Below are 11048 nucleotides of genomic sequence, written 5' to 3'. Positions count from 1 at the left end.
GCATCCTCACTCCGCGCTGGGCTATAAATCGCCGCGTATGTTTAGAAAAGAGCGACCGTGTCAGGCTCTGGAAACTGACGCTAACTAAGCATCAGACTGTGTCCGGGAATAGCGGGGCAAGATCACTCGGACGTTGACCGTAGGTGCGAGCCGGGCTGGTGAAGAACGCATGTTGTGCGTTTCGGTGGATGGACTAGTTACCTCAACCGACGGTGGTGAGGACGATGAAGAGGAAGACGCAATTCCCAAGTCTATAAAAGGTCCCAGGCGCGGCTCCATCCACAGAGTACGGACTATTGAAGACAGTTTGTACGCTGTAGGGAGCGCCCACACCGTCTGCGTGCGGGAAGGACGTCATGAATGGAAATCCTTATGCCTTAACCTACCGGCACCCACTCTTGCAAATTCCGACAATGCGGAACTGTCTGACGATATGGCATTCAGCGATATTGACGGTTTCTCGAAAAATGACATATATGCAATCGCTGGTAAAGGGCGCGTGTGGCATTTTGATGGTGCAAAATGGTCCCCCATCGCTTTCCCATCAAACATGTTCATTTATTCAGTCTGCTGCGCCGGCGACGGCTATGTCTACGTCGGCGCCCAGTCCGGCAGTCTGTTCCGGGGGCGCGGAAATGAATGGACACTATTGGTCCGCGAAATGCTCACGCTGCCATTCCAGGATATCGTCTGGCACGCAGGGAAAGTGTGGCTCACCAGCGATTACGGCCTGTGGAACGTGATCGACGGGCAGTTGGTCGAGGCCGATTTACCATCGTCCGACATCAAGGTTTGCGCGGGCAATCTTTCCGTCGGCGATGGCGTCATGCTGATGGCGGGTACGAATGGCGGGGCGGTCCACGATGGAACGGCGTGGCAGCTGATTTTCCACCGAATGCAATTCGCCTGAACATTCCGATCAAGCGCTACCACACATGCCAACCCAGCGCACTCACCACGAACGACGATAAAACCATGATGCAATTGACGGAAGCAGAGTACCGCAAACGGTTCGACGGTTACATCATCACGGATTGTGCCGTGCTGAAGCGCGGTCAGTACTATTTCGTCAGCCGCAACCTCGCAGAAGCTCAACGCGCCGGACCGACGGCGGAAGCCATGGTGACCAAACGCCTGAGCTGGTACATCCCTGACAAACCAGAGGGCAGCCGCATTCTCGATATGGAGTTCGAAGGCTACCAGGCACTCGACATTTGCGCTAATCCATCCGAAGGACGAATTCTCTGCATATCGATCGACGGATCGGTCACAACAACTGGCGGTAATGGCGACGATGAAGATGAGGACGAAATTCCCAAGTCCATCACCGGGCCACGACGAGGAACGATCGAGCGGCTGCGTACCATCGACGATTGCGTGTATGCAGTCGGGAGCAGCCATACGATCTGCTTGAGAAAAGGCCCCAATCGATGGGAGTCGCTATGTTTGAATCTTCCAGTGCCAGCACGGGCCGATTTCGACGACGTGGAACGGTCGAACAACATGGCGTTTCAGGATATCGATGGCTTTTCGCCGGACGATCTGTACGTCATCGCCGGCGCGGGGCGCGTGTGGCATTTCGATGGCACAAAATGGTCGCGCATTGCTTTCCCATCCGATATGGATGTGTACTCGATCTGCTGCGCTGGCGACGGCTATGTCTACATCGGCGCCCAGTCCGGCAGTCTGTTCCGGGGGCGCGGAAATGAATGGACACTATTGGTCCGCGAAATGCTCACGCTGCCATTCGAAGATATCGTCTGGCACGCAGGGAAAGTGTGGCTCACCAGCGATTACGGCCTGTGGAACGTGATCGACGGGCAGTTGGTCGAGGCCGATTTACCATCGTCCGACATCAAGGTTTGCGCGGGCAATCTTTCCGTTGGCGATGGCGTCATGCTGATGGCGGGTACGAATGGCGCGGCGGTCCACGATGGAACGGCGTGGCAGCTGATTTTCCACCGAATGCAGTTCGCCTGAACATTCCGATCAAGCGCTACGACACATGCCAACCCAGCGCACTCACCATGAACGACGATAAAGCCATGATGCAATTGACGGAAGCAGAGTACCGCAAACGGTTCGACGGTTACATCATCACGGATTGTGCCGTGCTGAAGCGGGGTCAGTACTATTTCGTCAGCCGCAACATCGCAGAGTCCGAACGTGCCGGTCCAACTGCAGAGGCTACAGTAACTAAACGCGTCGGCTGGTACTTCCCTTTTAGAACACAAGGTAGTCGTATTCAGGACATGGACTTTGAAGGCTACAGGACCTTGACAATCGGTGCCAGTCGAGCCGGCGAACATCTGATCCTATGCGTATCCGTGGATGGGCAAGTTACCTCAACTGATGGCGGTGAGGAAGACAATGATGAAGACGAGAATGTGATTCCAAAGTCGATAAGGGGACCTCGTCGAGGTGCAATGCGCCGACTGCGAACTATTGATGATTCACTATACGCAGTAGGCAGTGACCATACTGTGTGCGTCAGAAGGGGGCGTAACCGATGGGAATCGTTATGCTTAAACCTACCCGAACCCACACTTACAGATTTTAACGATGTGGAACGGTCCGACAATATGGCATTTGTCGATATCGACGGGTTTTCGGAAAACGATATTTACGTCATCGCCGGTAAGGGCCGTGTTTGGCATTTCGATGGCACAAAATGGTCGCGCATTGCTTTCCCATCCGATATGGATGTGTACTCGATCTGCTGCGCTGGTGATGGTTACGTCTACATCGGCGGGCAATCCGGCAGTGTTTGGCGTGGTCGAAACAATGAGTGGACTCTCCTGGTACGTGAAATGCTCACGCTGCCATTCGAAGATATCGTCTGGCATGCAGGGAAAGTGTGGCTCACCAGCGATTACGGCCTGTGGAACGTGATCGACGGACAACTGGTCGAGGCCGATTTACCATCGTCCGACATCAAGGTTTGCGCCGGCAATCTGTCCGTCGGCGATGGCGTCATGCTGATGGCCGGTACACATGGCGCGGCCGTCCACGATGGCTCGGTGTGGCAGCTGATTTTCCACCGAATGCAATTTGCCTGAACATTCCGATCAAACGCTACGACACATGCCAACCCAGCGCACTCACCATGAACGACGATAAATCCATGATGCAATTGACGGAAGCAGAGTACCGCAAACGTTTCGACGGATACATCATCACGGATTGTGCCGTGCTGAAGCGCGGACATTACTATTTCGTCAGCCGCAACCTCGCAGAAGCTGAACGCGCCGGACCGACGGCGGAAGCCATGGTGACCAAACGCCTGAGCTGGTACATCCCTGACAATCCAGAGGACAGCCGCATTCGCCATATGCGGTTTGAGGGTTACCAGACACTCGATATTTGCGCTAATCCCTCCGAAGGTCGAATGCTTTGCGTATCGATCGACGGATTGGTCACCGTAACCGGCGGTGATGGCGAGGACGAAGATGAGGACGAAATTCCCAAGTCCATCACCGGGCCACGACGGGGAACGATCGAGCGGCTGCGCACTATCGACGATTGCATGGTTGCAGTGGGGAGCGACCATACGGTCTGCTTGAGAAAGGGCTCCAATCAATGGCAATCTCTATGTTTGAATCTTCCAGTACCAACACTGGCCGATTTCGACGATGTGGAACGGTCCGACAATATGGCATTTGTCGATATCGACGGGTTTTCGGAAAACGATATTTACGTCATCGCCGGTAAGGGCCGTGTTTGGCATTTCGATGGCACAAAATGGTCGCGCATTGCTTTCCCATCCGATATGGATGTGTACTCGATCTGCTGCGCCGGCGACGGCTATGTCTACATCGGCGCCCAGTCCGGCAGCCTGTTCCGGGGCCGCGGAAACGAGTGGACACTATTGGTCCGCGAAATGCTCACGCTGCCATTCGAAGATATCGTCTGGCACGCAGGGAAAGTGTGGCTGACCAGCGATTACGGCCTGTGGAACGTGATCGACGGGCAGTTGGTCGAGGCCGACTTGCCCTCGTCCGACATCAAGGTTTGCGCCGGCAATCTGTCCGTCGCCGATGGCGTCATGCTGATGGCCGGCACGCACGGCGCAGCCGTCCACGATGGCTCGGCATGGCAGCTGATTTTCCACCGCATGCAATTCGCCCGCTAACGTACGTCATTCCATTGACCCAGCACACCTGACCTTTCCCATGTCCTTGATAACCCAAACATTTCCCGTGATCGAAGCGCTGGTGGCGCGGCATGCCGAAGATGCGGCCTTCTACTGGTCGCAGCTGGACGGGGCGATCAGGTCGCCCACTCTGCGGCTCGACCGCCTTCACCATTTCAACGGCCTGCTCGACGCGCACCTGGATGGCTTGGTGGTGGCGGGGAGCCAGGGCTGGCAGCCTGCCATGGCTGCGTTGACGCGCTGGAAGAAGCCGGGTGAGGCCTTTGTCTGCACCTGGCTGGCGGCGCAGGGCACTGGCCGGCAACGCCTGGACGAGGTGTTGGAAGTCGCCAAAGTCAGTCCGCAGAACGTCCTGCGCGGCATGATATCCGCGCTGGCGTGGCTGCCGCCGGGCTGCGCGGCACCGGTCATCGGCCAGTGGGGGCACGCCGCCATGGTGCCAGTGGCGCAGGTCGCCGCGCTCCGGGCGGTGGCCTTGATCGGTCCCGAGGCCGTGGCAGCCCTGGGCAGCCCCTTGCCGGACTTCCTGGTTTGCGCCGACAGCCATGTGCGCGCGGCGGCCTGTCGTGCGCTGGCCGGTGGTCACCATGGCGCGACAGTGGCGGCGCTGCGCGATGCGCTGGCCGATGCGGACGTGGCAGTGCGCGCCGAGGCGGCGATTGCCCTGGGCAAGGGCCAGGACGCGGCGCGGGCGTTGCCGGTCCTGCTGCGCTGCGTGATCGACCAGGCCCACACGTGCGCCGCTGCCACGGGCTGGCATCGGATGCAGGCAGCGCGGCGCCTGGACCGCTGGGTGCGCGAACTGGCATGGCTGACCCCGTTCGGCATGCCCGACACCGGCGCCATGCTGGCCATCTTGCCGCCACGGACGGCGCTGACGTTCGCGCTGGTGCACGGCGATCCGTCGCACCTGGGCTTCGTCGCCCGGCTGGCGGGCGAGCCCGAGGTAAGCCGCTATGCCGGCTGGGTCTGGCAGTCGCTGACCGGTATCGACCTTGCCGAGGCCGGCCTGGCGCTGCCCGAACCGCCGCCCAGCGCGCTTGCTCGCGACGAGCTCATCACCGAAGCGCGCCTGGATGCCGACAACGGCCTGCCCCAGCCGGATAGCGCCGCCTTGAGCGGGCATCCGGCATCGCAGTCGCCGGTGGCGAGCCATGCCGGCCCTGTCCTGCTGGGGCGTTCCCTGGACCGGCAGCATGCGCTTGACGTGCTGCAGGGGGGGCCGCAGGCGCTGCGCCTGCTCGCGGCGCGCACGCTGGGCGTGACGGTGCGCGGCCCCGTGCATCCGCAGCTGGCCGCGCTGGGCTGGATGCGGGCCGAGAGCGCCGAGGGGAACCGATGACCATGCTTGATCCCTGGCACGACGCCGCCGCGATCGCGGCGCGGCTGGCGGCGCCGGCGGCACGCCTGGTCGTCTTGATCGGTGCGGAAAGCTGGTGCGAACGGTGCCGCACATTGAAGCCGGCTTTCGAATCCGCGGCATTGCAGGCGGGACAGGACGAAACGTGGATCTGGCTGGACCTGGAAGACCACGCGGATTTTCTGGACGGCTTCATGCCCGACGACCTGCCCATCCTGGTGCGGTACGACGGCCCGGTGCTGTCCGGCGCAATGGTGGGGCGCGCCGTGACGGCGGCCGCATTCACCAACGCACAAGTGTGGCCTGCACATCAAGCTCCCGCCGGCTTGCCGGACTTACGCGCCCGCCTGATGGCTGCCGACTGGGCCATGTAGCCGGCAGACAAGCGCCTTGCTTCACGCCGACCGCGCGATACCGGCCGCGAAGTGGCGGTAGGTGTGCAACGGGCGTCCCAGCATGCCCGTCAGGCGCGCCACGTCGCCGGCCTCGGGAATCATGCCGTCGCTGACATAGCGCTCGGCCATCAGGCGCATTTCATACGCCATCCACTTCGGCATGAAGGTCGCAAGGTTCTGCTCGAAGCCGGTGGGGTCGTCGCCGGCATAGGCCACCGGCCGGCCCAGCACGTCCGACCAGATGGCCGCGACTTCGGCGCCGGTCAGCGTCTCCGGTCCCACCATGTTGATGGTGGCCAGGGGCAGCTTCGCCGGCGCCCGTTCACGGCGCACCAGCTCGATGGCCGCGACCTCGGCGATGTCCCGTGCGTCGACCATGGCGATGCCCTTGCCGCCGATCGGCATCGGGTAGAGGCCGTGCTGGAGGATGACGTCCTTGATCATGTGCTCGTTGTCGATGAAGTAGGACGCCCGCAGGATCGTGGCGCCAAAGCCCATCTGCTCGATCATGCGTTCGGCGCCCAGCTTGACGGCGAAGTGCGGCACGTTGGCGAAGCGGTCGCTGTGCAGCACCGACAGGTAGACCAGCCGCTCGACCCCGGCCTCGCGGGCGATATTCAAGGTGATCAGGGCCTGCGTGAATTCGTCCGCCGCCACCGCATTGAGCAGGAAGAGGGTGCTGACACCCGTCAAGGCGGCGCGCAGCGAATCGATATCGAGCAGGTCACCCTGCACCACCTGCACGGAAGCGGGGAAGTCGGCCTTCGATGGATCGCGCACAAGCACGCGCACGGCAGCGCCGCGTGCGACGAGTTGCTGGACGACGTGGCGGCCGACACGGCCGGTGGCACCGGTAACGAGGATGGTCATGGTATTTCTCCTGGTAGGTTGAACGGATCGTTGAAAGACAGGTCCATGTTAGGGATACCGTGTACGATCCGATAGCCGTCTAAACGAGACGTACTGTCCCACTGGTGGAACACATGGATCTACTTGCCCTATCCGATTTCAACCTGGTTGCCCGCCACGGCAGCTTCGGCCAGGCCGCCCGCGCGGCGGGCCGCCCCAAGGCCACCTTGTCGCGCCGCGTGGCGGAGCTTGAAAGCAGCCTGGGCCTGCGCCTGCTCGAACGGGGGACCAAGGGCCTGAAGCTGACCGAGGAAGGCCGGGCGCTGCACGTGCGCACGGCGTCGCTGCTGGCCGAGGTGGACGAAACGGCCGCCGCCATCGCCGCGGGCGGCGGCACGCCGCAGGGCCGCCTGCGCATCAGCGCGCCACTGCTGTTCTCGCAGGCCGCCATGGGCCGGCTGGCCACGGGCTTTGCCATGCAGTATCCGGACGTGCGGCTGGAAGTCACCACCGAGGACCGTGCCGTCGACATGGTCGACGAAGGCTATGACCTCGTCATCCGCGTCAATCCCGCTGCCGATGCCAGCCTGGTCGGCCGGATCTTCCTGCGCGACCACCTGGTGGTGGCGGCCCACCCGACCCTCGTCCAGCGCACGGGCGATACACCCGCCCGCGCCGTCGTGCGCGGGCAGGGCGGACCGGCGCATTGGCAGGTGACGACGCCGGCCGGACCGGCACGCATTGCCATCGACCCGGTGCTGCACCTGTCCTCGCACTTCATGGTGCGCGATGCCGTGCGGCTCGGCGTGGGCACCGCCAGCCTGCCGTTCTCGCTCGTGGCGGGCGACCTGGCCGCCGGCGCGCTGGTGGCGTGGGGTGACATCGACGGGCCCGAGATCGCCTTGTGGGCGCTGTACCCGTCACGCCGCCTGCTGAGCCCGCGCGTGGCGGCGTTCCTGGACTATTTGCGGGCGGCGTTTCCGCTGGGGACGGCCGAGGAACTGGCGGCTTATCTGGCGGGGTGACAGGTTGAACCCCAGCGCTTGACGCTGACATTGTTATAAGAAGAGAAATTACATGCTGCTGAGCGATCGCGGCGCAGCCAGGCGCACCTTCGCTTCACGCATGGGCGTCGCCCCCAGTTGGGACGCGTCAATCAGCTCGAGCCGATCCAGCGCGGCCGAGCACGTACCGCTACCGGGCAGCACCCCGGCGGGCGTTGCATTCTTGAGCTGTCGCATGCCCGGGCGCAAGTCGCCAGCGATGTGGTGGGAGTTGCGCCTCTCGGTCGAAGCCGTCGTGACGCATTGGGCCACAAACGCTGACGGCCTGCCTGTGCGGCAGCGGTACCTGGGTCGTGCCCCTGTGGCAGGATGCGACGTGTTACGCTTAGCTCATGCACCTCGGCCAGCCTCCCACGCATACACTCGAACTGCGCGTACGCGAACTGTCGCAACTGTTCAATTCCCTCGACCCGACACCGTTCCTGAACCGCGACCTCGACCGCGCCTGCGAGGCCTATATCGAGAACTGGGCACTGACTCTGCCCTTTGACAGCTACCTGCAGCTGGTGATTCATGTCGAGCAGCCTGTCGCCGTGGACGAGGCGGATGCCCTGCTGGCTGACGCCATCCATAATCACTATGGCTACAAGATCGAGCTGGTGCGCGGTGAGCTCGTGCAATTGCTGAGCCAGGGGAGGGCGAGCCTGGCGATCGGTCTCGTCTTCGTCGCTGCCTGCCTGACCGCGGGCGAACTGATCGCAGGGACCTGGCCCGGTCACGCGGCGAAGATCGCGCGGGAAAGCTTGACGATCATCGGCTGGGTGGCGATGTGGCGGCCCGTGCAGATATTCCTGTACGACTGGTGGCCGTTGAAACGCCGCATCCGGACATTGGACAACCTGCGGTTTGCCCGGGTGTCGGTCGTGCAGGGATGAGGTGCACGGCGGTAGCCGGGCGTCCGCCGCGTTGCCCCTGCCAGTGTCGTTCTGGATAATCGGGCAGGGCATGTCTACCTGCCAATGCCGGGAATGGCTGGACATGGTTACAGGTGATAAGAGCCCGTCCCAATCTGGAACTTGTGACGATAATGTTTGCACAGCTTGCTGGGCGTGCGTTGCGCGAACGTCTGCTTCCGCCCCGGAGCGGACAAAACCATGAAACCTTCGGCGTTTCTTCAGTTAATTTGCCCGGACGTGCAGCCGGCCCAAGGGCCAGGGTGCGCTGATGGATATCGTGCCTGCGCCCGATTTCGCGGCCACCAAGCTGCTCGGCTTCAGCTACGCCGAGGCGGGTCCCGGTGCCGGCAGTCGAAGTCGTGTTCGCCGCCGCGGCACTGGATCAGGCAGGCGGTACGCTCCAAGGGCCCGTACGGTGGCTGCGTCGATTCATGCTCGATCCCACATGATCTGCTGAAACTCCCGAGGGCCCCGCAAGGCAGCCTCATGGACGTGCTGCCAAACACCGGCATGCATACATTCGTGAAGGCGACGGAGCATGCCATTGCGCTAACGCATCCAGGCTTGCGCCGCAGGTACTCCCAGGTGGCAACAGTCCGGCTGCGAACACGGCCGTTATCTTCACGCCGACCTCCCGCCGCATGTGTACTTCCGCGCCAGCGGACATTTTAGTAACCTTGGCAGCGATGTACATTACCAAGGTGGTTACTTCGTAGTGCTGTCCATGCATTCCTGACCACACAGCCCGCAATCCTGTCGCCTATTGGAGAATTAATGCACATTTGCATCGAATATTGATTGACCTCAATATCGAACGGTTGGATACTTTTCCGAGCAAAGCAAATCAAGGCAGCAGACATGAGCGAATTTCGGCCCACGCTCGAGACCAAGCGCAAATTCTCGTTAAATTGGGGCTACCTCGGGGCCATTGCCAGCGGACGCTCAGCGATCGACCTCGGCGCGCTAGCCCTGCGCAACTTGCATGACGCGCGTGAATTCGTGCGCGAATACGGCTATGACCTGGACCAGCCTGCCGCCTGCGAAATCATCCGCAACGGCCACCGCGAGGCCGTCGACTTCATCATTGGCACGTTCCTGCAGCCTGGCCAGGAAAAGCTCATTCCGCGCGACGTGCTCGAGCCCAGCGATCCGGTCCAGTTGCTGGTCTACGCATCCCACCAGGCGCAGCAACATAGCGAGCAGCGCATGTGGTCTTGTGCCATCCTCAAGGTGATGCATGCGATTTTCTACATCGACAACAACCTGGAGCTTCGCCACTTCAATACGATCCGCGATCAGGTGTTCGCCACACTCGACGAAGTGATCCACGAAGACGACGAGGGCCATTATTTCCTGTCCAACGGCGAGCTGTGCCTACCCCTGCACCATCTCGAACGCAAGCGCAACAAGGGGCGCAACAGCATCTTGCTCAAGCTGCTGCAAAAGGCGGCTTATCTGGCGCAGGATATTTATGATCATCTGGGTGTACGCCTTGTCTTCGGCACCCGCTTCGAATGCCTGCTGGCATTGGAGACCCTGCAGCGCGCGCACATCCTGTCCATCACCAATATCGAACCCAATCGCACCCGCAACACCTTGCTCGACCTGGAAGCGGCCAAGGAAATCTTCGTGAAATACCGCTGCATGCTGGAGCGCAGCCACGAGTATCCGGCCGAGCTGCTGCAAAAGATGGACGCGGAGCTCCTGGCCGCCGCCAAGCGCCAGACGCGTGCCGACAATCCCCATAGCGGGGCCGATTTCAGCAGCATCCAGGTCACGGTGCGCAAGATGATCCACCTGCAGGCCGAGCAAGGCTATCCTGAAACGGCGGGCCAGGATTATGACGTGGGCTTTTTCTTCGACTATGAACTGCAGTTGATGGACAAGGAAAGCCACCAGCGCAGCATGACCGGGCCGTCCAGCCACGACGCATACAAGCGCCGCCAGGTCGAGACAGCCCGCCTGCGCGTTTTCGGGCGTGAATTGAGCGACTGGATCGCTGCGCATTCCAGCGCAGCACCGGAGTCGGAGCCGCTGGCGGCATTGTCTCCCGCGGCCTGACCCGATCGAGGCGGCGCCCTGGTACTTTGGCTTTCCGAATCAAGGGAGCGTGCGCACTGTGCCTTCAGGGGCCAGCAGACGATGGTCGACTGGGACGAAAGCTAAACACTGAATCGCCACGAGTTTCCTAGACACTCGCGAGTCGCTTGAAATACTGCTTTTCATACTCGACCGGCGACAAGTCATTGCTGAAGCTGTGCCGGCGCTTCGGATTGTAGAACATCTCGATGTAATCGAAGACATCTTGCCTTGCCTCTTCCCGGGTGCCGT

At 61.5% G+C, this 11048-nt stretch carries 11 protein-coding genes; 9 read left to right on the top strand and 2 right to left on the bottom strand.

Features of this window, described 5'->3' with window-relative positions:
* The first annotated feature begins 433 nt into the window (after window positions 1-433).
* The 6 genes from GM672_RS25935 to GM672_RS25910 are packed head-to-tail and all read left to right on the top strand — an operon-like array spanning window position 434 to window position 5887.
* Complete coding sequence (locus tag GM672_RS25935; protein ID WP_155473412.1) at window positions 434-910, top strand: beta propeller repeat protein; 477 nt, start codon at window positions 434-436, stop codon at window positions 908-910.
* Window positions 874-1980, top strand: a complete 1107-nt coding sequence (locus GM672_RS29400) for a WD40/YVTN/BNR-like repeat-containing protein (protein ID WP_155473411.1) — start codon at window positions 874-876, stop codon at window positions 1978-1980. Before GM672_RS25935 ends, GM672_RS29400 begins: the two co-directional genes overlap by 37 nt.
* A 47-nt stretch (window positions 1981-2027) precedes the next feature.
* Window positions 2028-3059 carry a beta propeller repeat protein gene (locus GM672_RS29395; RefSeq protein WP_170300251.1) on the top strand — a complete coding sequence of 344 codons (1032 nt, stop codon included), beginning with the start codon at window positions 2028-2030 and terminating at the stop codon, window positions 3057-3059.
* 47 nt (window positions 3060-3106) lie between these two features.
* A complete protein-coding gene (locus tag GM672_RS29390; RefSeq protein WP_155473409.1) occupies window positions 3107-4132 on the top strand; it encodes a beta propeller repeat protein in 1026 nt (341 codons plus the stop codon).
* Window positions 4133-4172: 40 nt separating this feature from the next.
* Window positions 4173-5495: a HEAT repeat domain-containing protein gene (locus GM672_RS25915; RefSeq protein ID WP_155473408.1), complete on the top strand. Its 1323-nt coding sequence runs from the start codon at window positions 4173-4175 to the stop codon at window positions 5493-5495.
* Complete coding sequence (locus GM672_RS25910; RefSeq protein WP_155473407.1) at window positions 5492-5887, top strand: thioredoxin; 396 nt, start codon at window positions 5492-5494, stop codon at window positions 5885-5887. The genes GM672_RS25915 and GM672_RS25910 overlap by 4 nt, the downstream gene beginning before the upstream one ends.
* Window positions 5888-5908: 21 nt before the next feature.
* Here the strand turns inward: GM672_RS25910 and GM672_RS25905 are convergent, their stop codons facing one another.
* Window positions 5909-6778, bottom strand: a complete 870-nt coding sequence (locus tag GM672_RS25905) for an SDR family oxidoreductase (protein WP_155473406.1) — start codon at window positions 6776-6778, stop codon at window positions 5909-5911.
* 113 nt (window positions 6779-6891) lie between these two features.
* Here GM672_RS25905 and GM672_RS25900 point away from each other — a divergent pair, with 113 nt between their 5' ends.
* The 3 genes from GM672_RS25900 to GM672_RS25890 all read left to right on the top strand — a co-directional run bounded on the left by GM672_RS25900 (window position 6892) and on the right by GM672_RS25890 (window position 10778).
* Complete coding sequence (locus GM672_RS25900) at window positions 6892-7782, top strand: LysR family transcriptional regulator (protein ID WP_155473405.1); 891 nt, start codon at window positions 6892-6894, stop codon at window positions 7780-7782.
* Between the two features lie 371 nt (window positions 7783-8153).
* Window positions 8154-8696 (top strand): hypothetical protein, encoded by a 543-nt coding sequence (locus GM672_RS25895; protein WP_155473404.1) that lies wholly within the window; start codon window positions 8154-8156, stop codon window positions 8694-8696.
* Window positions 8697-9575: 879 nt separating this feature from the next.
* The gene (locus GM672_RS25890; RefSeq protein WP_155473403.1) at window positions 9576-10778 is read left to right on the top strand and encodes a TIGR04552 family protein; all 1203 of its coding nucleotides are present in this window, start codon (window positions 9576-9578) and stop codon (window positions 10776-10778) included.
* A gap of 127 nt (window positions 10779-10905) precedes the next feature.
* Here GM672_RS25890 and GM672_RS25885 read toward each other — a convergent pair.
* On the bottom strand, window positions 10906-11048 hold a 143-nt coding region (locus tag GM672_RS25885), incomplete at its 5' end, for an IS3 family transposase (protein WP_155473402.1).

Origin of the sequence: Pseudoduganella buxea, from assembly GCF_009720835.1 — a bacterium.
Classification (GTDB): domain Bacteria; phylum Pseudomonadota; class Gammaproteobacteria; order Burkholderiales; family Burkholderiaceae_D; genus Rugamonas; species Rugamonas buxea.
This window is presented reverse-complemented; position numbering and strand designations above follow the sequence as displayed.

What these genes read in the sequence shown, in the direction of transcription:
- GM672_RS25935 (WP_155473412.1), top strand. Translation starts at nt 434, where the DNA reads ATGGCATTCAGCGATATTGACGGTTTCTCGAAAAATGACATATATGCA.
- GM672_RS29395 (WP_170300251.1), top strand. Translation starts at nt 2,028, where the DNA reads ATGAACGACGATAAAGCCATGATGCAATTGACGGAAGCAGAGTACCGC.
- GM672_RS29390 (WP_155473409.1), top strand. Translation starts at nt 3,107, where the DNA reads ATGAACGACGATAAATCCATGATGCAATTGACGGAAGCAGAGTACCGC.
- GM672_RS25915 (WP_155473408.1), top strand. Translation starts at nt 4,173, where the DNA reads ATGTCCTTGATAACCCAAACATTTCCCGTGATCGAAGCGCTGGTGGCG.
- GM672_RS25910 (WP_155473407.1), top strand. Translation starts at nt 5,492, where the DNA reads ATGACCATGCTTGATCCCTGGCACGACGCCGCCGCGATCGCGGCGCGG.
- GM672_RS25905 (WP_155473406.1), bottom strand. Translation starts at nt 6,778, where the DNA reads ATGACCATCCTCGTTACCGGTGCCACCGGCCGTGTCGGCCGCCACGTC.
- GM672_RS25900 (WP_155473405.1), top strand. Translation starts at nt 6,892, where the DNA reads ATGGATCTACTTGCCCTATCCGATTTCAACCTGGTTGCCCGCCACGGC.
- GM672_RS25895 (WP_155473404.1), top strand. Translation starts at nt 8,154, where the DNA reads ATGCACCTCGGCCAGCCTCCCACGCATACACTCGAACTGCGCGTACGC.
- GM672_RS25890 (WP_155473403.1), top strand. Translation starts at nt 9,576, where the DNA reads ATGAGCGAATTTCGGCCCACGCTCGAGACCAAGCGCAAATTCTCGTTA.